The 22,483-nt window shown below is 69.1% G+C and carries 21 protein-coding genes; 3 read left to right on the top strand and 18 right to left on the bottom strand.

Translation table 11 applies throughout. From position 1 onward, the window contains the following. Position 1 precedes the first annotated feature (1 nt). The 18 genes from TSB10P1A_RS08360 to cbbR form a co-directional block, all read right to left on the bottom strand. Positions 2-1,489 (bottom strand): sigma-54 dependent transcriptional regulator, encoded by a 1,488-nt coding sequence (locus tag TSB10P1A_RS08360; RefSeq protein WP_186387456.1) that lies wholly within the window; start codon positions 1,487-1,489, stop codon positions 2-4. A 13-nt stretch (positions 1,490-1,502) separates the two neighbouring features. After that, entirely contained in the window at positions 1,503-2,441 is a 939-nt protein-coding gene (gene hypB / locus TSB10P1A_RS08355) for a hydrogenase nickel incorporation protein HypB (RefSeq protein WP_186387455.1), read from the bottom strand. Further along, positions 2,441-2,782, bottom strand: a complete 342-nt coding sequence (hypA, locus tag TSB10P1A_RS08350; protein ID WP_050474652.1) for a hydrogenase maturation nickel metallochaperone HypA — start codon at positions 2,780-2,782, stop codon at positions 2,441-2,443. The genes hypB and hypA overlap by 1 nt, the downstream gene beginning before the upstream one ends. Continuing rightward, positions 2,775-3,668 (bottom strand): HupK protein, encoded by an 894-nt coding sequence (locus tag TSB10P1A_RS08345; protein WP_186387454.1) that lies wholly within the window; start codon positions 3,666-3,668, stop codon positions 2,775-2,777. The genes hypA and TSB10P1A_RS08345 overlap by 8 nt, the downstream gene beginning before the upstream one ends. Further along, on the bottom strand, positions 3,668-4,525 hold the full coding sequence (gene hybE, locus TSB10P1A_RS08340; RefSeq protein WP_186387453.1) for a [NiFe]-hydrogenase assembly chaperone HybE: 858 nt from the start codon (positions 4,523-4,525) through the stop codon (positions 3,668-3,670). Before hybE ends, TSB10P1A_RS08345 begins: the two co-directional genes overlap by 1 nt. Further along, on the bottom strand, positions 4,522-5,358 hold the full coding sequence (locus tag TSB10P1A_RS08335; protein WP_186387452.1) for a hydrogenase expression/formation protein: 837 nt from the start codon (positions 5,356-5,358) through the stop codon (positions 4,522-4,524). Before TSB10P1A_RS08335 ends, hybE begins: the two co-directional genes overlap by 4 nt. Further along, positions 5,355-5,786, bottom strand: a complete 432-nt coding sequence (locus tag TSB10P1A_RS08330) for a hydrogenase accessory protein (protein WP_186387451.1) — start codon at positions 5,784-5,786, stop codon at positions 5,355-5,357. The genes TSB10P1A_RS08335 and TSB10P1A_RS08330 overlap by 4 nt, the downstream gene beginning before the upstream one ends. Positions 5,787-5,791: 5 nt before the next feature. Next, entirely contained in the window at positions 5,792-6,112 is a 321-nt protein-coding gene (locus TSB10P1A_RS08325; RefSeq protein WP_186387450.1) for a HypC/HybG/HupF family hydrogenase formation chaperone, read from the bottom strand. After that, positions 6,112-6,729 carry a HyaD/HybD family hydrogenase maturation endopeptidase gene (locus tag TSB10P1A_RS08320; RefSeq protein WP_186387449.1) on the bottom strand — a complete coding sequence of 206 codons (618 nt, stop codon included), beginning with the start codon at positions 6,727-6,729 and terminating at the stop codon, positions 6,112-6,114. Before TSB10P1A_RS08320 ends, TSB10P1A_RS08325 begins: the two co-directional genes overlap by 1 nt. Positions 6,730-6,998: 269 nt before the next feature. Next, positions 6,999-7,727 carry a Ni/Fe-hydrogenase, b-type cytochrome subunit gene (gene cybH, locus TSB10P1A_RS08315; RefSeq protein WP_186387448.1) on the bottom strand — a complete coding sequence of 243 codons (729 nt, stop codon included), beginning with the start codon at positions 7,725-7,727 and terminating at the stop codon, positions 6,999-7,001. Positions 7,728-7,737: 10 nt separating this feature from the next. Further along, positions 7,738-8,307 carry a HupE/UreJ family protein gene (locus TSB10P1A_RS08310; RefSeq protein ID WP_186387447.1) on the bottom strand — a complete coding sequence of 190 codons (570 nt, stop codon included), beginning with the start codon at positions 8,305-8,307 and terminating at the stop codon, positions 7,738-7,740. Positions 8,308-8,320: 13 nt separating this feature from the next. Beyond that, positions 8,321-10,111 (bottom strand): nickel-dependent hydrogenase large subunit, encoded by a 1,791-nt coding sequence (locus TSB10P1A_RS08305; RefSeq protein ID WP_186387446.1) that lies wholly within the window; start codon positions 10,109-10,111, stop codon positions 8,321-8,323. A 4-nt stretch (positions 10,112-10,115) separates the two neighbouring features. Continuing rightward, positions 10,116-11,201 (bottom strand): hydrogenase small subunit, encoded by a 1,086-nt coding sequence (locus tag TSB10P1A_RS08300; protein ID WP_186387445.1) that lies wholly within the window; start codon positions 11,199-11,201, stop codon positions 10,116-10,118. A 203-nt stretch (positions 11,202-11,404) separates the two neighbouring features. Next, the gene (gene hypF / locus TSB10P1A_RS08295; RefSeq protein ID WP_186387444.1) at positions 11,405-13,675 is read right to left on the bottom strand and encodes a carbamoyltransferase HypF; all 2,271 of its coding nucleotides are present in this window, start codon (positions 13,673-13,675) and stop codon (positions 11,405-11,407) included. Between the two features lie 18 nt (positions 13,676-13,693). Then, positions 13,694-15,121 (bottom strand): nickel-dependent hydrogenase large subunit, encoded by a 1,428-nt coding sequence (locus tag TSB10P1A_RS08290; protein ID WP_186387443.1) that lies wholly within the window; start codon positions 15,119-15,121, stop codon positions 13,694-13,696. Beyond that, positions 15,118-16,110 carry a HupU protein gene (locus tag TSB10P1A_RS08285; protein ID WP_186387442.1) on the bottom strand — a complete coding sequence of 331 codons (993 nt, stop codon included), beginning with the start codon at positions 16,108-16,110 and terminating at the stop codon, positions 15,118-15,120. The genes TSB10P1A_RS08290 and TSB10P1A_RS08285 overlap by 4 nt, the downstream gene beginning before the upstream one ends. Then, positions 16,107-17,441, bottom strand: coding sequence for a sensor histidine kinase (locus TSB10P1A_RS08280; protein WP_186387441.1), 1,335 nt, complete (start codon positions 17,439-17,441; stop codon positions 16,107-16,109). Before TSB10P1A_RS08280 ends, TSB10P1A_RS08285 begins: the two co-directional genes overlap by 4 nt. 68 nt (positions 17,442-17,509) lie before the next feature. After that, the gene (gene cbbR, locus TSB10P1A_RS08275) at positions 17,510-18,457 is read right to left on the bottom strand and encodes a LysR family regulator CbbR (RefSeq protein WP_186387440.1); all 948 of its coding nucleotides are present in this window, start codon (positions 18,455-18,457) and stop codon (positions 17,510-17,512) included. Positions 18,458-18,555: 98 nt separating this feature from the next. On the opposite strand from cbbR, the gene TSB10P1A_RS08270 reads away from it, so the two are divergent. The 3 genes from TSB10P1A_RS08270 to tkt are packed head-to-tail and all read left to right on the top strand — an operon-like array spanning position 18,556 to position 22,468. After that, positions 18,556-19,566 (top strand): class 1 fructose-bisphosphatase, encoded by a 1,011-nt coding sequence (locus TSB10P1A_RS08270; protein WP_186387439.1) that lies wholly within the window; start codon positions 18,556-18,558, stop codon positions 19,564-19,566. A gap of 6 nt (positions 19,567-19,572) precedes the next feature. Beyond that, positions 19,573-20,445, top strand: a complete 873-nt coding sequence (locus TSB10P1A_RS08265) for a phosphoribulokinase (RefSeq protein WP_186387438.1) — start codon at positions 19,573-19,575, stop codon at positions 20,443-20,445. Positions 20,446-20,488: 43 nt separating this feature from the next. Then, positions 20,489-22,468 carry a transketolase gene (gene tkt / locus TSB10P1A_RS08260; RefSeq protein ID WP_186387437.1) on the top strand — a complete coding sequence of 660 codons (1,980 nt, stop codon included), beginning with the start codon at positions 20,489-20,491 and terminating at the stop codon, positions 22,466-22,468. Positions 22,469-22,483: the final 15 nt, after the last annotated feature.

Genomic DNA, 22,483 nt, shown 5'->3' with positions numbered 1-22,483 from the left:
TCTAGTCCTCCTCTTCTTCGCCGCGCCCGCTCGGGTCGACGATGCCGTAGCGGTCGAGCTTGGCCCTGAGGCCGACCCGGCTGAGGCCGAGTTCCGCCGCCGCCCGGCTCTTGTTCCAGCGATGGCGGGTGAGGGTCTCGCGCAGGATGCGCGTCTCCACCTCCTCCACCCGTTCCTTCAGCGTCGTGTCGCCGGTCAGGACCATGTCGAGCGCCGCGTCGCGCTCGGCCTGGAGCGCGCCGGGCATTGCCTGCAGGATGTGCCGGGAAATCAGCTCCGCCCCCAGCACGTCGTCCTGGGCAAACACCAGCATGCGGGTGACCTCGCCGGTCAGTTCGCGCAGATTGCCGGGCCAGTCATAGGTCTCCAGGAACTCCAGCGCCGCATCGGTGAAGCCGCGCACCGGCTTGCCATGGGCGATGGAGAGATCGGCGGCGATCTGCTGCGCCAGGATGGCGATGTCGCAGCGGCGCTGGCGCAGCGGCGGAACGACGATGCGTCCGACGGCAAGCGCATGATAAAGGCCCGGCAGGAACTGGCCTTCCGCCACCCGTGCCGCCAGTTCGTTGGTCGCCCCCGAAATCAGGCGGACATTGGTGTCGATGAGTTCCTGCCCGCCGAGCGGCGTGAACGTGCCTTCGCCGACGACACGCATCAGCGCCAGTTGGATCTCGGGCGAGGCCGTCTCGAGCCCGCTCAGATAGAGCGTGCCGCGATCGGCCCGCTGCATCAGCCCGACGCGATAGGCGCCGCCCGGCAGCGCGCCGCGCTTGGCGCCGAACAGGTGCAGGGCCGCGAGGTCCGACGGCACGCCGGTCAGGTCGAACGTGTAGAACGGCTTGTCCGAGCGCAGCGAGCCCAGATGCATCGCCCGGGCGATCCGGCTCTTGCCGGTGCCGGCTTCGCCGGTCAGCAGCACCGGCAGGTCGAAGCTGGCATAGCGCCGCGCGTGATCGATCACCTGGTTCATCGGCGAGGCCGGGGCGCAGCTTATGGTCTCGAAGCCCGCACCCTCCCGCAGCGCCTTGCGGCGGCGCTCCAGCCGCTCCTTCGCGGTGTTGGTGAGGTAGCGCATTTCCAGCACCAGCCGCTCGTTCTCGCGGGCAAGCTGGAACAGGCGCACCGCGTTGCGCGCGGCGACCATCAGGTGGTCGGGATGCCAGGGCTTGGTCAGGAACTGGTGGATGCCGGCGTCGTTGATCGCCGCCATCATCGCGCCGGGATCGGTATAGCCGGTGATGATGACGCGCACCGTCTCCGGCCAGCGCTCCCGCACATCCGCCAGAAACTCGACGCCGGAGCGGCCGGGCATGCGCTGGTCGCAGAAGATCGCGTGCACCCACTCCTTTTCCAGCGTCTGCAGCGCCTCCTCGGCGCCCGGCGCCGTCAGGATGTCGAACTCGTCCTCGAGCGCCATGCGCATCGCGGTCAGCGAATGCGGCTCATCGTCGACGAGAAGCAGGGTTGGACGGGATGCGGGAGCGTTCATCTCGCGCGGTCCTTCACGAGGCCCTGGCCAGGCGCTTTTCGGCGCGGCGGGCGGCGAGCCAGGCGAGCCAGGCGTCCATCCCCTCGCCGGTGCGGGCGGAGACGAACAGCACCTCGATCAGCGGGTTCACCCGTTTCAGGTTCGCCTCATAGGCCTCCAGCGAGACGTCGCAATGCGGCGCGAGATCCGTCTTGTTGACCAGCGCAAGACGGGCGGCGGTGAACATGTCGGGATATTTCAGCGGCTTGTCCTCGCCCTCGGTCACCGAGAGGATCGCCACCTTGGCATCCTCGCCGAGATCGAAGGCCGCCGGGCAGACCAGGTTGCCGACATTCTCGATGAACAGCAGGCTATCGGGCGCGAGCGGCAGATCGTCCATCGCGTGACCGACCATATGGGCATCGAGATGACAGCCCTTGCCGGTGTTGATCTGGATCGCCCGCGCGCCGGTCTCGCGGATGCGGTCGGCGTCGTTCGAGGTCTGCTGATCGCCCTCGATCACGGCGAGCGGCGCCGTTCCGAGGTCGCGGATGGTGCGGCACAGCAGCGTCGTCTTGCCGGAGCCGGGCGACGACACGAGGTTGACCGCGTAGACGCCGAGCGCCTTCAGCACCCGCCGGTTGCCGGCGGCATGACTGTCGTTCTTCGACAGGATCGCGGTTTCCACCGCGATCAGCCGCTCCTGCGACAGGCCGGGCACGGAAACGCCCGCCGGCCCGGTGCCGTAGTGATGGTGGTCATGATCGTGAGCGCCATGGTGGTGATGATCATGGTCGTGGTGGTCATGAGGATGGTGATGGTGATCGTGATGGTGGTGACCATGACCATGCCCATGATCGTGGTCGTGGTCGTGGTCGTGGTCGTGATCGTGGGAATGGTCATGGCGGTGATGATCGTCGATCGGCACGCCGTCCTTCGTCACGCTGTCGCCGCAGCCGCATACCGTGCACATCAGTTCACCTCCAGATCCTTGATCCGCATTTCGTCCCCGCCGACAGGCAACAGCCGCCCGCCGCCACAGCGCGGACAGGGCGCCAGCCGGTCGTCGAGATCGACCTCGGCGGCGCAATCGAAGCAGGTGGCCCGGCCGGGCAGGTCGATGATCTCCAGCCGGGCACCGTCCGCGACCCCGCCCCGCATCACCACATCGAAAGCAAAGTCGAGCGCGGCCCGCTCGACGCCGGCGAAGCGACCGATCTCCAGCCGCACCACGGCAACGCGCGAAAAGCCATGCGCCTCGGCCTGCCCTTCGATCACCTGGCGGATGCCTTCGCAAAGCGACATCTCATGCATGGGCCGCCTCCTCCACCTGGAACCGCTCGCACGGGTTGAGCAGCCTGACCACCAGCGGCGCGAGGCACCGGTGCGATGGCGCGAGCCGCGCCAGCGCGCGCTCGATCGCCCCACTGGGCGCGGTAAGATCGTCCGTCGGCGTCAGCCGATCGAGCCCGGTCAGCAGACCGCCGCTCGCGGTCGCCGTCAAGGCATAGGTGCCGCGCGCGGCCGGCACCAGCGCGCAGGACGGGGCGGCCAGTCCGGCGGCGAGGTGTCCGGGCACCGCCAGCGCCAGCAGGTCGGCCACCAGGCCGAGCGCCTGCCACAGAGGCCCGTGACCGTGGCACCGGGCGGCTTCGGCCAGCATCGGATGCGTTGCCACCCGCGCCGCCGGCACATTCAGCGCCGCGCCGGGGCGCGGCGGCGCGCCGCGGCCGAGCGGCGGCAGGCCCGGATCGGCCTCCCCCGGCGGAAAGGCGTCGGCGATGCGCCGCATCAGCGGCGACACGCCCTCGGCCGACGCCAGCCATCCCGCCAGGTCACCTGCGGCAAAGCGCTCTCCCGCCCCGCCGAGCAGGGCGGCTTCGAGATCGCCGCGCGGCGGCGCCTGCGGTGCAAGCCCCAGCAGCGGCGGCAGATGAACGAAGAGCTGGGCGAGGTGATCGGTCCGGATTTCGGCCGCAAGATCGGCCGGATCGGGCGCGCCGAGCCCGAGAGCAAGGTCCAGCGCGCCCAGATGGGCACAGCGGCACAGGCCGAACAGGCGGCCAAGGAGCTGGCGCGCCTCGGCCACCGGGCGGCCGAGCAGCAGGGCCTCCACCGGCATGGCGGGCGCGCGGGCAAGACGGGGGTCAAACCCGTCCCCCCGCCGTCCCAGCACGATGGTCAGCCCCTGCCCGCTCATCACCCGTCGCGCTCCCCCGTTTCGGGCATCGCGGCAACAGGTGCGGGCTCGCCGGCAAGGCCGGCAGTGATCAGCCGACGCCGGCTCGGCGCCGTCTCCCTCACGCCCTGCGTCCCAGCGGGATCCTCCTCGCTCCCCGCCTCGGACGTCTCGGGCGGCGGCGCCAGTTCGGCCTCGCGCGCCGCCCGGATATCGGCCGCGCGGTTGGTCTCGTCCCGGTTGGCCGGATCGAACAGCGCCATCATCACCGCCCGCGCGACGTCCTGCGCCTGCATCTGGCTGTTGAAGTCGCCCATCGGCGAGAACAGCGAACAGGCCTTGTAGCCGCCGGTGAGATCGCGCCGGTTATGCAGGAATTCGTAGTCGCCGGAGGGGAAAGCGATCACCTCCTTCGTGCCCTGGACCAGCTCGCTCCAGTCCTCGCCCGGTCCCGGCAGCAGCACCAGGTTCATGAACCAGGGCGTGATCAGCACGCCGAGCGGCCGTCCCTCATGCAGGCGAAAGCCGATCGCCTCGACATGCAGCGCCTGATTGATCAGCGGCACGTCGCGCATCTTCGACAGCCAGACGTCCTTGAAGTCGGCGACCAGCATCGCCGTGCGTCCGGCAATGTCCTGCTCGGCCAGCAGGGCCGGCGAGCCGGGGTCCTCCCGCACCATGAACTGGTGCTTGGGGGCATCGCAGCCGGGACACTTCCAGTCCTCCGGCAGCGCCTGGAACGGGGTGCCCGGCAGCACCTGCCGCGTGTCGTCCCCTTCCGCCGGATCGTAGGGCGTCCAGCAGATCTTGCATTCCATGATCGCCAGCGGACTGATCCGGTCGTTGGCGCCGAGATAGGATCCCTCGAACCGGGTCATCGGATCGCCTCCAGAACCTCACGGATGCGCCCGCCGCTGTCGGCAAGGTCCTCCGGGGCGGCGAGCGCCACTTCGGGAATGGTCGTCACCTCGAACGTGTCGAGGATCAGCGCGTCCATCGAATTGAAGAACTGCACCCGCCAGACCTGCGGCAGGGCGCAGGCGCTGATCCGGCAGTTGCCGTAGCCGCGCGACAGGATGGTGACCGCCCCCTTGCCGAGCGCCGCATCCAGCCACAGGAGATCCTCCTCCGTATGCGGCAGCAGCGAGAGATTGACCACATGCGGCAGCCGGCCCGGCTGCCAGCTCGCCGACTGGTCCGCCAGTTCCGCCAGCAGGGCGGGCGCATTGACGACGCCGGCCGGGCGCGGCGCGGAGAGCATCGGCGCCGGGGCTCCGCCGCCATGGGCGCGCCGGATCGCCTCGGCCGGGACCGGTCCGACCTCGATGCGGTCGATGCCGGCCCCCGCCAGCATCCAGACCCCGGCGAAGACGCTTTCCTGGACCATCAGGGCCGGCACGCCCCTCAGCTTCATCGACACTTCGCCCTGGCCGAGCGTCTCGGCCATCAGCGCCCGGCTCGCCGGGTCCATGCCCGACAGGTCGAACTCGGCGCGCTCGCCGCCGGCGGCGGCGGCGATCTCGCAGGCTCCGGCGATATCGGCCAGCGTCTTCAGCGCCGGCGTGACCTGCGAGGGATCTCCCACCTCGGGCAGATGCGGTACATAGGTGCGCATGCCCGACGGCAGCGCCATATAGGACAGTTCCTCGTCGTCGTCGGGCTGGGAACCGGGTCCGAATCCGACCGGAGGAAACAGGAATCCGTTGCTCATTGCATCCGCTCCGGGGTTCTGAGGCCAAGCAGGCGCGGCAGGTGCACCATGTAGTCGTCCCAATCGCGGATCTTCTGGATCGATCCGAGATAGGTCCCTTCCGCAAAGAACAGGAAGCCCGGCGTCTTCAGGGCGTTGAAGGTCTCGCGCACCTGCGCCTCCACCGCGTCGTCGACGAGCGCGCAGTCGAACACGCCCTGAAACGCCATGCGCAGCTCCGGCAGGACCACCGCCGCATCGGCAGTCTCCAGGTTGCGGGCCGGATTGCCGGGAACGAGAAGGCAGTGGGTTCCGGGCCGCGCCGTGAAGGCCGAGACCTCGTCCAGGCTTGCCAGCAGCGGCCAGCCGAGATCGTCGACGAGGCGGCGCAGAAGCGGGTGCGAGAGAGAGGCGCCGGAGGCAAGGGCGGCGCCGGACGGATCGTGCATGAGGATCATCCCTGGCTGTGACCGGCCGCGAGAGCGGCCTGAAGATGGGGCGGCAGTTCGGGTTCCCGCGCGTCCAGGTCGGCAAAGGCCGCGCCCGGATCCTGGCCGGCCATGACCCGCCGCAGGCCCTCCAGCGCGGCGGCGACCGCCGCCGCCTCCTGCGCTGCGATGATCTCGCGGGCCGTGCCGAGAAAGCAGAGAAGCCAGTCGCCCGCCTTCGCGTCGGGCGTCAGCGAGAGGTCGATCAGGGTCTCCCGGCCGTCGATCGTCGCCGTGCCGGCGATCCCGTCGCGAGAGACGAGCCGCGCCGGCTCGCCGATGCACATCACAGGCTCCCGGGGAAGAAGCGGGCGTCGCCGGTGCGGCAGGCCTCCTCCGCCGAGGGACGCCCCTGCTCATAGGCGGTGCGGCGGATCGAGGGATCGGCAAGATCGGCCGCGCTGCGGCCGGCGGCAATCTCCACACCCCAGGCGGCCAGTTCGGCGCGGGCGAGGTCCAGCGCGCCGGGAATGGCCTCGGCGACCTGCGGCCGCAGACCGCCGCCGTAATCCTCCAGCTCCACCGGCTGGCAGCCGATCAGCGTGAGCTTGTGCGGACAGCGCCCGAGCAGTTGCGCGGTGGCAATCACGTCCTGGAAACCGGTCTGGTGAAGGCTCATCTTCCTGGCGCCCATGAAGGCGGGCACCTCGTCGTCGCGCACCAGCTTCAGCGTGCCGGGCTCCAGGCCGTAATCGATGGCATCGAAGACGAGAAGGGCATCCGCCTCCTCCAGAAACGGCAGGAGATAGAGCCCCTGCGTGCCGCCATCGAGCAGGCGGACGCGCTCCGGCAGGGCGACGGCGGAGGCCAGCGCCTCGACGCAGCGCACGCCGAAGCCTTCGTCGGCCCACAGGACGTTGCCAATGCCCAGAACAAGAATGGAAGATGGTTCGGTCGCTGGCATGTCCCCCTCCCCGGAACGGTGCTCGCATGCGGGCTTTTGCCCTTTGAGGGAAGACTAGGCCAACCGCCGGTTCGGCGGCAGGTTTTTCCGCGAACCGCTAATAAATATTATTTATCAATTGCTACAAGGAGATAGGCGGATTTTTCGCCCCTCGCGACAACAGTAAGCCGCAAATCACCCTTCCAAAAACGACAATCTATGGAAAGAAATCTTCCACCCTCTCGGCGTGAGTCGGGTGACGGCATTCCGCCGCCACCCGAACGGGACGTTCAGTCCATGCGGTCGTCCTTGAAGGTCCTGTGGCCGGAGATCATCGTCGAGACGATCGACTGCCGGCTCATGATGTCCTCGCGGATCGCGACATAGATATGCACGATCATGAAGATCACGATCCACCACATGCCGAGATGATGCAGCGTGTGGAGCCGCTGGGTGTTGCCGACAAGGCCGATGACCCAGCCGAACAGATCGTCGTACAGCGACCCCTGGCCCGCCCCTTCTGCGTAAAGCGCCATGCCGGTCACGATCATGAAGCTCACGCCGATCGTGATGAAGAAGAACATGGCGAGCTGGGCCAGCGGATTGTGGCCGACATATTTCTTCGGCTCGCTCTCCAGGAACAGATACCAGCGGATCTCAAACCAGATCTCGCGCCACCAGTGCCCGTTCAGCACCGGCAGATAGAAGAGCTGCCGGGCATGGTGATTGCCGAAGATCGCCCAGTAGATGCGGCCGAGAAACCCGACGGTCAGGATCATCCCCGCGGCGAAATGCGCGAAGCGGATATAGCCGAAGAGGAACTGGTCATAGGCCTCGTGCTGGCCGACCGAGGGCGGCGGGCTGCCGATGAAATACCCGGTCACGCACAGGACCAGGATCGCCGCCGCGTTCACCCAGTGCCAGATCCGTACCGGCGCCTCGTAGACATAGACCGATGACTGCCGCTGGGCCGAAGCGAGTTCCGCCTCCAGTTCGAGGGCATGGCTGTCCTTGTTCATCTCCGCCTCCTCATGATGCGGCCAGCAGCAGGCCGGCGACCGCGATGGCGCCGCCCAGGACGCGCTGCAGCACCAGCTTGCCGGCGATGCCGCGCGCGACGCCGATGCCCGCCACATGCAGGAGCGAGGTGGCGATCACGAAGCCCGCGACATAGGCGATGGCGCCGCCCTCCGCCTCGCTGGCATGGGCATGGCCGTGGCCGAGCGCGAAGAAGCCGATCGCGACGAGCGCCGCAACCGTGAGCGCGGCCGGCATGTCCGGCTTCGCCACCAGCACCAGGAGGCCGAAGATCACCACCGAGGCGAGGATCAGCGTCTCGACCGCCGGCATGGCGATCCCGGCGAAGGCGAGGCCCGCCCCCGCCAGCATGGCGCCGAGGAAGGCGGCCGCCCCGCCCCAGAGATGCCGGGGCAGGGCAAGGCCCGACCAGATGCCGACCGCCACCATCGCCAGCAGATGGTCGAGGCCGAGGACCGGGTGCAGGAGCCCGGCGAGGAGACCGGAGGTCTCGCCATGGCCGGTATGGGCCAGGGCCGGGGTCGACAGGAGCAGGGCTCCCAGAAAGACTGCGTAATTCATGGGGTTCCCTCCCTCAGCGGACCTTGACCGTGGTCAGCGTGTCGCCGTCGGGCGACATCACATGGGTGGAGCAGGCCAGGCACGGGTCGAAGCTGTGCAGCGTGCGCAGGATCTCCACCGGCTCGTCGGGGCGCTCCATGTAGGTGTTCATGAGCGAGGCCTCGAAGGCGCCGATATTGCCCTTGGTGTCGCGCGGGCTGCCGTTCCAGGTCGTGGGAACGACGCATTGGTAGTTGTCGATGCGGCCGTCCTTGATCCTGATCCAGTGGCCGAGGGCGCCGCGCGGCGCCTCCGTCATGCCCACGCCCTTGGCCTCTTTCGGCCAGGTCTTCGGGTCCCATTTCTCGACATTGGCCGTCGACTGGTCGCCGTTCTTGATGTTGGTGACCAGCTTGTCGAAGAAGTATTTCTGCAGGCGCCCGCAATATTCGGACTCCAGCGCGCGCGCCGCGGTGCGTCCCAGGGTCGAGAACAGCGCGGAGACCGGCAGGTTCATCGTCCTGAGCAGGCCGTCGACCTGGTTCTTGATGTCCTCGTGCCCCTTGGCGTAGCCGACGACATAGCGGGCCAGCGGGCCGACCTCCATGGCATGGCCGCGCCAGCGCGGCGCCTTGATCCAGCTATACTTGGCGCTCTCGTCCAGTTCCTCGATGTTGGTGCGGGTGCCCTTGGCCTTCGGGCCGAGCTCGTATCGCGGCTCGGTGACGCCGTCCCAGGGATGCAGGCCCTTGCCGGGCTCGGCATAGGTGTACCAGCTATGGTCGACGAACTCCTGCACCTGCTCGGGATCGCGCGGGTCGACGTCGTGAACCTCGTTGAGGTTGCCGTTGATGATGGCGCCGCGCGGCAGGTGCAACTGCCCCGCATCGAAATTGTTCGGATGCTCGGGGATGTCGCCATAGGCAAGCACCGCCTGGCCCGACAGGCCGCCGCCATAGAGCCAGTTCTTGTAGAAACCGCCGATGGCGATCACGTCGGGGATGTAGACGTTGCGGTTGAACGTGTTGCACAGGTCGATGATGGAACTGACCATGTTCAGCCGTTCCATGTTGATCGCCCCGACCGCGCCGACGCCGTCGATGTTGATCGGACAGGGAACGCCGCCGACGAGCCAGTTCGGATGCGGGTTCTTGCCGCCGAAGATGGTGTGGACCTTGACGATCTCCTTCTGCAGGTCGAGCGCCTCCAGATAGTGGGTCGTCGCCATCAGGTCGGCTTCCGGCGGCAGCAGATAGGCCGGATTGTCCCAGTAGCCGTTCTTGAACAGGCCGAGCTGGCCGGATTCGACGAACTTCTTCAGCCGGTTCTGCACGTCGCGGAAATAGCCCGGCGACGACAGCGGATGGCTCGGGCTGACCGCCTGCTGCAGCTCCGACGTCGCCTTCGGGTCGGCCCGCAAGGCATTGATCGGGTTCACCCAGTCCAGCGCGTGCAGATGGTAGAAATGCACCACGTGATCGTGGATCTGCAGGTTGAGCTGCATGATGTTGCGGATCGAGTTGGCATTGTCGGGGATGGTGATCCCCAGCGCGTCCTCGACCGCGCGCACGCTGGTCAGCGCATGGGTGCCGGTGCACACGCCGCAGATGCGCTCGGTGAAGGCCCAGGCATCGCGCGGGTCGCGTCCCTTGAGGATGACTTCGAGGCCGCGCCACATGGTGCCGGTGGACACGGCGTTGCGGATCACGTTGCCTTCGTCGACATTGACCTCGCAGCGCATGTGACCCTCGATGCGGGTCACCGGATCGACGACGATGCGCCGGCCCGAGGTGTCGAGGTTGAAACCGTTCGGAGTTGCGGTCATCGTTTCAAGCCTCCACCTTGTCCTGGGTCTTCTTCTGCGCGCGCTTCAGCGCCGAGACCGCCGCATGCACCGCCACGGCGCCGCCGACGACGCCGGCGGCCGTCATGCCCACCTGATCGGCATTCGCCTCGACCCCGAACTGCTTGATGTTGGTCAGCCGGTCATAGAAGCTGCCCTGATCCCAGAACCCGTCCTCCGAGCAGCCGATGCAGCCATGGCCCGACTGGATCGGGAAGGAGACACCCTCGTTCCAGCGGATGGTGGAGCAGGCGTTGTAGGTGGTCGGTCCCTTGCAGCCCATCTTGTAGAGGCAGAAGCCCTTGCGGGCGCCTTCGTCGTCCCAGGTCTCGACGAACTGGCCGGCGTCGAAATGCGGCCGGCGATAGCACTTGTCGTGGATGCGCTGGGAATAGAACATCGCCGGGCGCCCCTGACGGTCGAGCGTCGGTAGCCGGTCGAAGGTCAGCATATAGGTGATGACGCCGGTCATCACCTCGGCGATCGGCGGGCAGCCCGGCACCTTGATGATCGGCTTGTCGAGGATGACCTTGTGCACCGGCGTCGCGCGGGTCGGGTTGGGCGCCGCCGCCTGCACGCAGCCATAGGAGGCGCAGGCGCCCCACGAGATGATCGCCTTGGCATGCTCGGCCGCATGGCGCAACTGGTCGACGAACGGCTTGCCGCCGACGATGCAGTACATGCCGTCCTCGTTGAGCGGCGGATTGCCCTCGACGGCGAGGATATAGTTGCCCTTGTACCGGTCGATCGTGTCCTGCAGCGCCGCCTCGGCCGCATGGCCGGCCGCCGCCATCAGCGTGTCGTCATAGTCGAGGCTGATCATCGACAGCACCACATCCTTGGCCAGCGGATGGGCCGAGCGGATGAAGCTCTCCGAGCAGCAGGTGCATTCCAGGCCGTGGATCCAGATCACCGGCGTGCGCGGCTTGGTCTCCATCGCATGGGCGATCTTGGGAACGAAAGACGGGCCCAGGCCGAGCGCGGCCGCCGTCAGGCTGCAGTATTTCATGAAGCTTCGCCGGGTAATGCCCTGGCGCCGCATCACGTCGTAAAAGGTTTCGACTTGCGACAAGGTGTCCTCCCTCGGTGCGTGAAATGTCGTGTTTCGACCGTACCGAGAGGATGATGTCGTGCCGCGCCCTCCCCGCGCCTGCAGAAAAACACCTGACGCAGAAATAAAAATTACCTTTTTGATATCAACAGCTTGATCCGATTTTTCGGATTTTTCGCGTCCGACGCATGTCAAGCCCCTGACCGCCGGACAGAGCCAGGCGGTCAGCCCGCTTCCGCCCCGGCGCGGGCAAGGCAGACGAGGGCCTGGCCCAGGGCAAGGCCCCCGTCATTGGCCGGCACCTGGCGATGGACCAGCACCGGCAGGCCGGACAGTTCGGCCTGACAGGCCTCGAGCAGCCGGGCATTCTGGAAACAGCCGCCGGTGAGCGCGACCGCCCGCGCCCGCCCCGTTTCGACGAGATCGCGAGCCGGCACGCAGAAGGCGCGGGCGAGCCCCGCATGGAACGCGCCGGCGATCCGTGCCGGGGAGGTGCCCCCCGCCAGATCCGCAAGCAGGGCGCGGATCATCGGCGCGGGGTCGATCTCCCCCCCGCTCACCGCGAACGGATAGGCGGGCGCGCTCACCGCCATCGCCTCCAGCCGCATCGCCGCCTCGCCCTCGTAGCTCTGCGCGTCGGGGCAAAGGCCGAGCGCGGCGGCAACCGCATCGAACAGACGCCCGGCGGAGGAGGACAGCGGCGCGTTGATCCCCGCGCGCAGGGCGGCGCGCAGTTGCTCCACCGGCCGGCCGGCCATCAGCCGCTGCGCGAGATCGTCCGCGCCTCCCGCGAGTTCCGCCTGGTCGAGGCGCGCCAGCAGGTTGCGCCAGGGCTCCAGCGCGGCGCGGTCGCCGCCGGCCAGCGGTGCGGGGCGCAGCCGGCAGATCCGTTCGAACTCGCCATAGTCGCCGAGCAGCACCTCGCCGCCCCACAGCGTGCCGTCGGTCCCAAGGCCGGTGCCGTCGAGCACGATCCCGGCCACCGGCCCGGCATCCGACGGCCAGAGATTGTCGGCAAGGCAGGCGGCGAGATGGGCGTGGTGATGCTGGACGCGGGTCACCGGCAGGCCCGTCGCCTCGCCCGCCTGGCTTGCCCGGTAGTCCGGATGCAGGTCGATGGCGACCCGCTCGGGCCGATGGTCGAACAGCGCCGTGCAATCGGCGATGGCCTTGTGGAACTCGTCCAGCGTCAGGGCATCGTCGAGGTCGCCGAGATGCTGCGACAGCAGCGCCTGGCCGTTCTTGACGAGGCAGACGGCGCCCTTCATCTGGCCGCCCAGCGCCAGAACCTGCGGTCCGGCGCCGAAACCGAGCGGCAGGGGCAGCGTGCCGGGAACCCGGCCGCGGGCGCGACGCAGCACCATCGGCGGCTCGGCCCGCTCCACCCCATCGTCGAGACGGCGCAGGATGTCGCGGTCATGCAGCAGGAACCCGTCGGCAAAGGCGGCAAGCTTCTCGCGCGCCTCGTCGTTGCCGATCACCTGCGGCTCGCCGGAGAGGTTGCCGGAGGTCATCACCAGCACGCCGCCGAACGCGGCGAGCAGCAGGTGGTGCAGGGGCGTGTAGGGCAGCATGACGCCGAGCGAGGTCATGCCCGGCGCCACCGCTTCGGGCAGCACCCGGCGGGAGGGGACCAGCACCACAGGCGCGGCCGGATCGCGCAGCAGCGCCAGCGCCGCCGGCGACAGATCGGCCACCGCCGCAAGATGCGCCTCTGCGGCCATCAGCGCGAAGGGCTTGGCCGGGCGGCGCTTGCGCCGGCGCAGCAGGGCGAGACTGTCGGCATTGCCGGCGTCGCAGGCCAGGTGAAAGCCGCCAAGCCCCTTGACCGCGACGATCCCGCCCGCCCGCAGCCGCTCCACCGCCAGCGTCAGGGGATCGCCGGGACGCTCGCGCCCGCCCTCCTCGTAGCACAGCCTCGGCCCGCAGGCCGGGCAGGCGATCGGCTGGGCGTGGAAGCGCCGGTCGGCAGGGTCGGAATACTCCGCCACGCAATCCGGGCACATGGCAAAGACCGACATGGCGGTGCGGGCGCGGTCATAGGGCAGGCTGCACAGGATCGAATAGCGCGGACCGCAATGGGTGCAATTGGTGAAGGCATAACCCCGGCGGCGGCCCGGCTCGACGATTTCCGCCGCGCAGGCGGCGCAGGTTGCCGCATCCGGCGTCACCCGGGTCTCGGCGCCCGAACCGGCCGAGGCGCGGATCTCGAAGGTCGGCGGCAGGTCGTCGAAGCGGGCCGGCCGGCACTCGACCGCGTCGACGCGGGCGAGCGGCGGCGCCTGCGTCCGCAACGCCAGAGCGAAGGCATCGAGACCCGGCCCCTCGCTGTCCGGCTTGTCGATGCCCGGTCCGGCGGCATGGATCAGCACCCCTTCCGGATCGTTCAGCACGAAGCCGCGCAGGCCGTGTCGGCGGGCCAGCGTCCAGACGAAGGGACGGAAGCCGACCCCCTGCACCTGGCCACGCACCCGGATGATCCAGCCTTCGACCATGACCGCCTCCCGCTAGCCTCAGTGCACGGTGCAAACCATGCAGGGATCGAAGGAGCGGACCACATGCTGGACCGCGACCGGCGTGCTCTCGCCGTCCTCCACCGGCGTGCCCACCAGCGCCGCCTCCAGCGGCCCCGGAATGCCGGCGGCATCGCGCGGGCTGAAGTTCCAGGTGGTCGGGGCGATGATCTGGTAGCCGACGATGCGGCCGCCCTCGATCCGCAGCCAGTGTCCGAGCGCGCCGCGCGCCGCCTCGACCAGGCCGACGCCGACAGCGCGCTGCGGCAGGCGGCCGGATACCATGAAGCCCGCACCCGGCTCGATGGCGGCGACCAGGTGCTCCATCAGGATCTGGGTGCGGGCAATCTCCAGTAGCCGCGCCGCCACCCGCGCCAGCACGCCCCCCTGGTGCGCCAGATCGAGCGCCAGCGGATGGCCGTCGACCACCTGCCGCGCCAGCGCTCCCGTTTCCATCGGCTGCCCCGACAGGCGCGGCGCCTTGCACCAGCTATAGGCGTCCTCGCGCATGTCCTCGTCGGGAAGGGTCGCGCCGGCCAAGGGGTGCGCGGCGTCGCCCAGCATCCAGGCATGGCTGACATCCTCGATCACCGCGCCCGTATCGAGCGGCCTCAAGCCGCCCTCCCAGACGCCGGGGCGGAACCCGTAGCCGCCCGCCAGCGGATAGGCGCCGAAGCTGAGATAGCGGCCGGCACCGCGCCCCAGCCCGGCAAGCTGCGTGTCGGCGGCGATCTCCAGGAACAGGCCGGCATCGCCGCCGGTCCAGCGCATCAGCTCGTCGGCGGAGGCAAGGTCCGCGAAAGCCTCGACATCAGCCCCGAACACCACCGTCTCCAGATAGCGGCGGAAGGCGCGCAGATGGGTTGCCAGCCGCACCTTGTCGCGCGGGCCGGGCGCGCGGGTGACCCCGCCCGGCTGGATCGCCAGCGTGTGCGGCCACTTGCCCGCCAGCATGCCGAGGATGTGCATCAGCCCCGCCCGCGCCTCGACCGCCGCCCGCTGCGCGCTGCCCTCCATCGCCGTGAAGCGGGAGACCGCCTGCCCGTGCCAGGGCCGCGCCGCATAGGCCGGGCGGGTGAAGTCCGGCATGAAGAACAGGTTGAAATGGGTCAGGTGGTCGCTGACATTCTCCACCGCATGGATCAGTTGCGCCACCAAAAGGCCCTGCGGCGAGGGGGCAAGGCCCATCGCGTCCGCCAGCGCCCGGGCGGCGGCGGCCGACTGGCTGATCGAACAGATGCCGCAGATGCGCGGCGTGATGGTGAGCGCATCGCGCGGGTCCTTGCCCTCGAGCATCCGCTCGAAGCCGCGATAGAGCGGGGCGTTGACGCGGGCGCTGCGCACTCGCCCGTCGGCCAGGTCGAGATGCACCTCAAGGTCCCCCTCAACCCGGTTGAAGGGACCGACAATCAGGCGTCCTTCGCTCATCTGCGCGGCTTGCGGATCGTCGGAGGAACCATGACGCGGTCGGCGACCGCATTGCGGGCGATGCGCTGGGGCGTTGCCGCCTTGGACAGCGAGGCCAGCGCCATGAACCAGGCCTTGGGCATGTCGGAGGGCAGGCCGACAGGGATGCCGGCGATCTTCGGCGTCTCGGTGAAGGGGTGGCGCGGCTCCTCGAATTCCGGCGCGGTGCAGGCGATGCAGGGATAGCCGCCGCGCGTGCAGGAGCCCTCCCCGTTCCACGGCCGGATGTTGCAGTCGCCGACCGCCTGGGTGCCGACGCAGCCCAGATGCTCCATCATGCAGCCGATCTCGGACAGCTCCCGCGCGCTCGCCTTGTACTCGTAGAACTCGTTCTTCGGGCAGCCGTGATGGACCAGATGGTCGGCATAGAACCTCGGCCGGCCGAGCGCGTCCATGTCGCCGGCGCCGAAGACGCCCGCCTTCAGCAGCAACAGGGTCTCGCTCACCCAGTCCGGATGGGTCGGGCAGCCGGCGACGTTGATCACCGGAAGGCCGAGCCGGCCCCGGAAATCCGGCGCCAGGATGCCGCCGGCATGGGCGCCCTCGTATTGCAGCCCGGCCGCGTCGGAGGGGTTGCCGCCGGCAGAGGTGATGCCGCCATAGGCCGCGCAGGAGCCGACGGCGACGACATGACCGGCAAGCGGGGCGAGCTGGCGCACCCAGTCGAGCATGGAGACGCCCGTGCCCGAGAGCATCTGGTAGCGGCCGGTGCCGCGCGGCCCGCGCGCGATGGCCCCTTCCACGCAGAGGATGTCGAGCGCCAGGCGCCCCTCGACGATGTCGCCGAGCAGCGACCTCACTTCGGCGCCCGTCTCCAGGCTGAGCGCGGGATGCCACAGCACCCGCAGGCCCGCGTCGGACAGCAGCTCGAAAACGTTGGGATTTTCCGCGCAGAGCAGCGACATGGTACAGCCGCCGCATCCCGCACTTTGCAGCCAAAGGAGGTTCATCGCCCGCCTTCCTCCGCCGGGGTCAGATCGAGTTGAAAACAGGCGCCGCGGCTCGCCGGACACAGGCGCAGGCGACCGCCATGCTCTTCGGCGATCTTGTGGCTGATCGACAGGCCGAGCCCGGTGCCGCTGCCGACCGGCTTGGTGGTGAAGAACGGGTCGAAGATCTCGTGCTGCAGGCTCGCCGGCACGCCCGCGCCGTTGTCGCTGACGCTGACCCTGGCGTAGCCGTCGACCAGTTCGTGGCGGATCTCGATCCGCGCGTCCGCCTGCCCCTCCAGCGCGTCGACCGCGTTCTGGACGAGGTTCATGATCACCTGCTGGATGTGCCCCGGCCGGCCGACGGCCATCAGCCGCTCGCGGCCGGAGACCGCCACCGCGACCGGCCGGCGGGCACCGCGCAACACCCAGTTGGCGGCAACCGCCGTCGTCTCGACCAGATCGAACGGCACCATCTCGCCCGCGCCGTCGGCGGACAGACGCCGCAGGTCCTCGACGATGTCGCGCACGCGCTCGGCCCCCTCGCGCGCGCCCTGCACCGCCTCGCGCAGGTTGCGCACCTCGCGGTCGAGCCGCAATTGCTCGCGCAAGGCGACGAGTTCCTCGCGCCCCGCCCCCTCCTGGACCCGCTGGAAATAGGTCTCGAACTTGCCGGTGTAGCGCTCCAGCGCATGGGCATTGGCATAGACGAAGCTGATCGGATTGTTGAGCTCGTGGGCGACGCCGGCGAGCAGGCGGCCGAGCGAGGCCAGCTTCTCGTTGCGCACCAGTTGCGCCTGGGCGGCTTTCAGCTCGTCATGGCTGCGGGCCAGCGCCGAATAGGCCTGCCGGAGCTCGCCGACGGAGCGGCCGGACAGGACGAGACCGGCGAGCCGGCCGCGCTCGTCGAGGCGCGGGGCAAGGTTCAGCTCCAGCGGCATCGCGCCGGCCTCAGCCACCAGATGCGCCTCGATGGTCTCCGGCTGGCGGGTCTGCATCACCCGCGTCATCGCGCCGGCCAGCGCCGCCTGCTCGTCGCGCACGAAGAGGCTGGCCACCGGACGCCCGGTCACCTGGTCGTGCTCGACGCCGAGATGACGCAGCAAGGAGGCCGAGGTCTCCTCGATGTCGCCGTTGCGGTCGAGGATGATCAGCACGTCGGACACGGAGGCGAGGATCGAGGCCAGGAACCGGCGCATCGCCTCCAGCTCGGCGTTCTGCCGCTCCAGCCGTTCCTGATACTCGACAAGGTCGGCATAGGTCCGGTCGACGGCGGACAGCACCTCCATCCAGACCTCGTCGCTGAGCGCGTTCGGGCGCTGCGCCGGATCAAGTGTTATCTGCTGGGCCATCGTTTCCTCCAGGCGGCACCTTACCCCTCCGGCGCGGTCGTGGAAATGGGCACCGTGCGCCGCTCCCGTCAGCCGTCATCCGAAAGCCCGTGGACGGCCGGCAGATAGGTGCCCTTCAGCCCGAGCACGGCCTCGGCGACGGATTTTGCCGCCGGCCGGAGCGGATATTCCGCCCGGTGCACCAGGAACCAGTGGCGCAGGATCGGCAGTTGCGGCGCGGCCAGCATGACCAGTTGTCCGTGGCGCAGTTCCTCCGTCACGGTGTGCAGCGACAGGAACGCAAGTCCCAGCCCCGCCATCACCGATTGCTTGATGGTCTCGTTGGAGCCCATCTCCACCAGGCGGAACACCTGCCCGTCGCCCAGCCGGTCGAGATAGCGCGTCATCAGGATGCGGGTTCCCGACCCCGGCTCGCGGGAGATCAGCGTCTCGCCGAGGAGATCTGCGGCGGACAGGGCCGGGCGTCCGGCAAGCGGATGGTCCGGCGGCGCGATCAACCCATGCGGATGCTCGCCGAGCGCCGACGCCTCGACCAGCGGCTGGCGCGGCGGGCGCCCCATGATGGCGAGATCGACCGCCCGGTTCTCCAGGTCGCGGATGACCTGGTCTCGGTTGCCGACGCGCAGCACCAGCTCGATGTTGGGGATCAGCGTGTGCAGGGTCTTGACCAGCCGCGGCGCGAAATACTTGCCCGTCGAGACGACCCCGAGGGTCACCCGCCCGGCCAGCCCCTCCGACAGGGCGCGAATCTCCTGCGCCGCCTGCGTCAGCGCCGTATCGATCCGCACATGGGCTTCCAGCAACACCCGCCCCTCTTCCGTCAGGCTCGATCCGGCGGCGTCTGAACTGCGCTGCAGCAAGGCAAGGCCAAAGGCCTGTTCCAGCGCCTTGAGCTGGCTGTGCACCGCCGGCGGGGTCAGGCCGAGCGCGGCGCCGGCCGCCGCCATGCTGCCGTGGCGATCGACGGCAGCCAGCGCCCGCAACTGCTTCAGCGTCACCGCGTCCAGATGGTACATTCAAAAAATCCTTCTCCGAAATAAGAATTATTAAATTTTCACGAAAGACCCGGCAAGGCAAGACTGCACGACCAAGGCAGCATATCTGGGAGGAAACGATGCGGCCCGAGGAGCAGATCCTGCCGACACTCGCCGTGTCGGCGGCCTTGCAGGACGTGCTGGAGCGTCTTTGCCGCACCGGCGCGGCCCTGTCTCGCCTCATCGCTGCCGGAGACGCGGCCCGCGATCTCGGCTCGAATTCCGGCGAGGAGAACGCCGGCGGCGACCGGCAGAAGCTGCTCGACGTGATCGCCGACGAGGCCTTCATCGACGCCCTGCGCGGCTCCGCCATCCGCTACCTCGCCTCGGAAGAGCAGGAGGACATCCTGGAGATGTCGGACGGCGGCAGCCTGGCGCTCGCCATCGACCCCCTGGACGGTTCGTCGAACATCGACGTCAACGTCTCGATCGGGACGATCTTCTCGATCTATCCCGCCGAGGGCAGCGCCGAGGCGAGCTTCCTGCGCCCGGCAAACGAGCAGATCGCCGCCGGCTACATCATCTACGGCCCGCAGACCCTGCTGGTCGTCACCCATGGCGAGGGCGTGCTGAAGTTCACGCTCGACCGGGAGCGGGGCTGCTTCCGTCCGGCCGCCGCGAAGATGACGATCCCGCCCCGGACCAGCGAATACGCCATCAACGCCTCGAACTACCATCACTGGGACGCGCCGATCCGGGCCTTCATCGACGACATGGTGACCGGCGCCCTCAGCCGCAACGGCCAGGGCTTCAACATGCGCTGGGTCGCCTCGCTGGTGGCCGAGGCGCATCGCATCCTCACCCGCGGCGGGGTGTTTCTCTACCCGGCCGACCGGCGCAAGGGCTACGAGAAGGGCCGGCTGCGCTTCCTCTACGAATGCGCGCCGATCGCCTTTCTGGTCACCCAGGCCGGCGGCAGCGCCACCGACGGCATCGACGACCTGATGCGGCAGTCGGCCGCCGGCCTGCATGCCCGCACCCCCTTCGTTTTCGGCAGCGCGGAGAAGATCGCCCGCGTCACCGCCTATCACGACCTTGCCGAGGCGGGCGATGCCGCCCTGTTCGGCAAGCGCGGCCTGTTCCGGAGCTGACCATCCATGAGCCAGAAGCATCCCATCATCTCGGTCACCGGTTCCTCGGGCGCCGGCACCTCGACGGTGAAGACCACCTTCGACCAGATCTTCCGGCGGGAAGGCATCACCGCGGTGTCGATCGAGGGCGACGCCTTTCACCGCTACAACCGCGCCGACATGCGCGCGGAACTGGAGCGCCGGGTCGCGTCGGGCGACTTCACCTTCTCCCACTTCTCGTTCGAGGCCAACGAGCTCAAGGAGCTGGAGAGCGTCTTCCGCGAGTATGGCGCGACCGGGCGCGGGCGCACCCGCACCTATGTCCATGACGAGATCGAGGCTGCGAAGACCGGCGTCGCGCCGGGCAACTTCACCGCCTGGGCGCCGTTCCGGGACCAGAGCGACCTGCTGTTCTACGAGGGGCTGCACGGAGCCGTCGTCGCCGAGGATATCGACATCGCCCGCCATGCCGACCTGAAGATCGGCGTCGTGCCGGTGATCAACCTCGAATGGATCCAGAAGATCCACCGCGACCGCGCCCATCGGGGCTACTCGACGGAGGCGGTGACCGACACGATCCTGCGCCGCATGCATGCCTATGTGCACTGCATCTGCCCGCAGTTCACCCAGACCGACATCAACTTCCAGCGCGTGCCGGTGGTCGACACCTCGAACCCCTTCATCGCCCGCTGGATCCCGACGCCGGACGAAAGCCTCGTGGTCATCCGCTTCAAGAATCCGCGTGGCATCGATTTCCCCTACCTGACGACGATGATCCACGGCTCCTGGATGAGCCGGGCCAACTCGATCGTCATTCCAGGCAACAAGATGGATCTCGCCATGCAGTTGATCCTGACGCCGCTGATCGAGCGGCTGATCCGCGACGCCAAGCGGGCCTGACCCGCCGGACGGCTGCCGCGCCCTTTTTTGAAAAGGACAGACGATGACGACCCAGCTTCTGCGGGCCGACGAACGGCTCATGGCCAATGCCCTGCGCGCCCTTGCCATGGACGCGGTCCAGGCGGCCGGCTCCGGCCATCCCGGCATGCCGATGGGCATGGCGGATGTCGCGACGGTGCTCTTCAACCGCTTCATCACCCTCGATCCGGCGGCCGCCGACTGGCCGAACCGCGACCGCTTCGTGCTGTCGGCCGGGCACGGCTCGATGCTGCTCTACGCGATCAACCATCTGCTCGGCTATCCGGACATGGGGATGGACCAGATCCGCGCCTTCCGGCAGCTCGGCAGCCGCACCGCCGGCCATCCGGAATACGGCCATGCCCTCGGCGTCGAGGTCACCACCGGCCCGCTCGGCCAGGGGCTTGCCACCGCCGTCGGGATGGCCCTGGGCGAGCGGATGGGCGCCGCCCGCTTTCCTGATCTCGTCGACCACTGGACCTATGTGATCGCCGGCGACGGCTGCCTGATGGAAGGGATCAGCCACGAGGCGATCGACATGGCCGGCCATCTGCGGCTCGGCCGTCTCGTGGTGCTGTGGGACGACAACCGCATCACCATCGACGGCGACACCGACCTCTCCACCTCCACCGACCAGGGCGCCCGCTTCGCCGCCGCCGGCTGGCACGTGGTCCGCTGCGACGGACACGACCGGGAGGATATCGCGCGCGCCATCGAGGCGGCCCGTGCCGACCCGCGCCCCAGCCTCGTCTGCTGCCGCACCGTCATCGGCTACGGCGCGCCCAACAAGCAGGGCAGCCACGACGTGCACGGCGCCCCGCTCGGGCCGGACGAGATCGCCGCGGCGCGCCAGGCGCTCGACTGGCCGCACGCGCCCTTCGAGATCCCCGCCCATGTCTACTCGGCCTGGGGCGGGATCGCGGCGCGGGGCGCCGGTGCCCATGCCGACTGGCGCGGCCGGCTGGCCGGTTCGCCGAACCGCGACGCCTTCGCCGCAGCCCTTGCGCGCGACACCGGCGCCCTTGCGGCGGCGATGCGGGAGCACAAGCAGCGGCTGCTCGACGAGCGGCCGGCGGTGGCGACGCGCAAGGCCAGCGAGATGGCCCTTCAGGTCGTCGCCGACGCGCTGCCCTTTGCGGTCGGCGGCTCGGCCGATCTGACCGGCTCCAACCTGACCCGACCGAAAGGCATGGCCGCCATCCGGCCCGGCGACTATGCCGGCCGCTACATCCATTACGGCATCCGCGAGCACGGCATGGCCGCCGCCATGAACGGTCTCGCGCTGCACGGCCTGGTGCGTCCCTATGGCGGCACCTTCCTTGCCTTTGCCGACTATGCCCGGCCGTCGATCCGTCTCGCCGCGCTGATGGGCGTGCCGGTCATCCATGTCATGACGCACGACTCCATCGGCCTTGGCGAAGACGGGCCGACCCATCAGCCGGTCGAGCATGTCGCCAGCCTTCGCGCCATTCCGGACCTTCTGGTCCTGCGGCCCTGCGATGCGGTGGAGACCGCCGAGGCCTGGGAGATCGCGCTGGCCCAGACGCGGCGGCCGAGCCTGCTGGTGCTGTCGCGCCAGGGGCTGCCGCTGCAGCGCGACAGCGCGGCGGTCAATGCCAGCGCGCGCGGTGCCTATCTGCTGCGCGCGCCGGTGCGGCGCGACGTGACGCTGATCGCCACCGGCTCGGAGGTGGAGATCGCGATCGGCGCCGCGGACCAGCTTGCCGCTGCGGGCATCGCCGCCGCCGTCGTGTCAGCCCCCTGTTTCGAGCTCTTCGCCGCGCAGGACCCCGCCTATCGCGCCGAGGTGCTCGGCGAGGCGCCGCGCGTCGGCATCGAGGCCGCCATCCGCCAGGGCTGGGACGGGACGATGCTGCGGCCGGGCGACGCCTTTATCGGCATGAGCGGGTTCGGCGCCTCGGCCCCGGCCGCCCGGCTCTACGAGCATTTCAACATCACCGTGCCGTCCGTCGTCGCGGCCGCGCGGCAGCTTGGGAGGGGATGAGATGAGCGCAAGGAC

Source organism: Stappia sp. TSB10P1A (genome assembly GCF_900185725.1).
Lineage (GTDB): Bacteria > Pseudomonadota > Alphaproteobacteria > Rhizobiales > Stappiaceae > Stappia.
Note: the sequence above shows the minus strand (reverse complement) of the source record. Positions and strands in the feature narration are given on the sequence as shown.

Coding starts and splice junctions, on each gene's coding strand:
- TSB10P1A_RS08360 (WP_186387456.1), bottom strand. CDS start 1,489: ATGAACGCTCCCGCATCCCGTCCAACCCTGCTTCTCGTCGACGATGAG.
- hypB (WP_186387455.1), bottom strand. CDS start 2,441: ATGTGCACGGTATGCGGCTGCGGCGACAGCGTGACGAAGGACGGCGTG.
- hypA (WP_050474652.1), bottom strand. CDS start 2,782: ATGCATGAGATGTCGCTTTGCGAAGGCATCCGCCAGGTGATCGAAGGG.
- TSB10P1A_RS08345 (WP_186387454.1), bottom strand. CDS start 3,668: ATGAGCGGGCAGGGGCTGACCATCGTGCTGGGACGGCGGGGGGACGGG.
- hybE (WP_186387453.1), bottom strand. CDS start 4,525: ATGACCCGGTTCGAGGGATCCTATCTCGGCGCCAACGACCGGATCAGT.
- TSB10P1A_RS08335 (WP_186387452.1), bottom strand. CDS start 5,358: ATGAGCAACGGATTCCTGTTTCCTCCGGTCGGATTCGGACCCGGTTCC.
- TSB10P1A_RS08330 (WP_186387451.1), bottom strand. CDS start 5,786: ATGCACGATCCGTCCGGCGCCGCCCTTGCCTCCGGCGCCTCTCTCTCG.
- TSB10P1A_RS08325 (WP_186387450.1), bottom strand. CDS start 6,112: ATGTGCATCGGCGAGCCGGCGCGGCTCGTCTCTCGCGACGGGATCGCC.
- TSB10P1A_RS08320 (WP_186387449.1), bottom strand. CDS start 6,729: ATGCCAGCGACCGAACCATCTTCCATTCTTGTTCTGGGCATTGGCAAC.
- cybH (WP_186387448.1), bottom strand. CDS start 7,727: ATGAACAAGGACAGCCATGCCCTCGAACTGGAGGCGGAACTCGCTTCG.
- TSB10P1A_RS08310 (WP_186387447.1), bottom strand. CDS start 8,307: ATGAATTACGCAGTCTTTCTGGGAGCCCTGCTCCTGTCGACCCCGGCC.
- TSB10P1A_RS08305 (WP_186387446.1), bottom strand. CDS start 10,111: ATGACCGCAACTCCGAACGGTTTCAACCTCGACACCTCGGGCCGGCGC.
- hypF (WP_186387444.1), bottom strand. CDS start 13,675: ATGGTCGAAGGCTGGATCATCCGGGTGCGTGGCCAGGTGCAGGGGGTC.
- TSB10P1A_RS08290 (WP_186387443.1), bottom strand. CDS start 15,121: ATGAGCGAAGGACGCCTGATTGTCGGTCCCTTCAACCGGGTTGAGGGG.
- TSB10P1A_RS08285 (WP_186387442.1), bottom strand. CDS start 16,110: ATGAACCTCCTTTGGCTGCAAAGTGCGGGATGCGGCGGCTGTACCATG.
- TSB10P1A_RS08280 (WP_186387441.1), bottom strand. CDS start 17,441: ATGGCCCAGCAGATAACACTTGATCCGGCGCAGCGCCCGAACGCGCTC.
- cbbR (WP_186387440.1), bottom strand. CDS start 18,457: ATGTACCATCTGGACGCGGTGACGCTGAAGCAGTTGCGGGCGCTGGCT.
- TSB10P1A_RS08270 (WP_186387439.1), top strand. CDS start 18,556: ATGCGGCCCGAGGAGCAGATCCTGCCGACACTCGCCGTGTCGGCGGCC.
- TSB10P1A_RS08265 (WP_186387438.1), top strand. CDS start 19,573: ATGAGCCAGAAGCATCCCATCATCTCGGTCACCGGTTCCTCGGGCGCC.
- tkt (WP_186387437.1), top strand. CDS start 20,489: ATGACGACCCAGCTTCTGCGGGCCGACGAACGGCTCATGGCCAATGCC.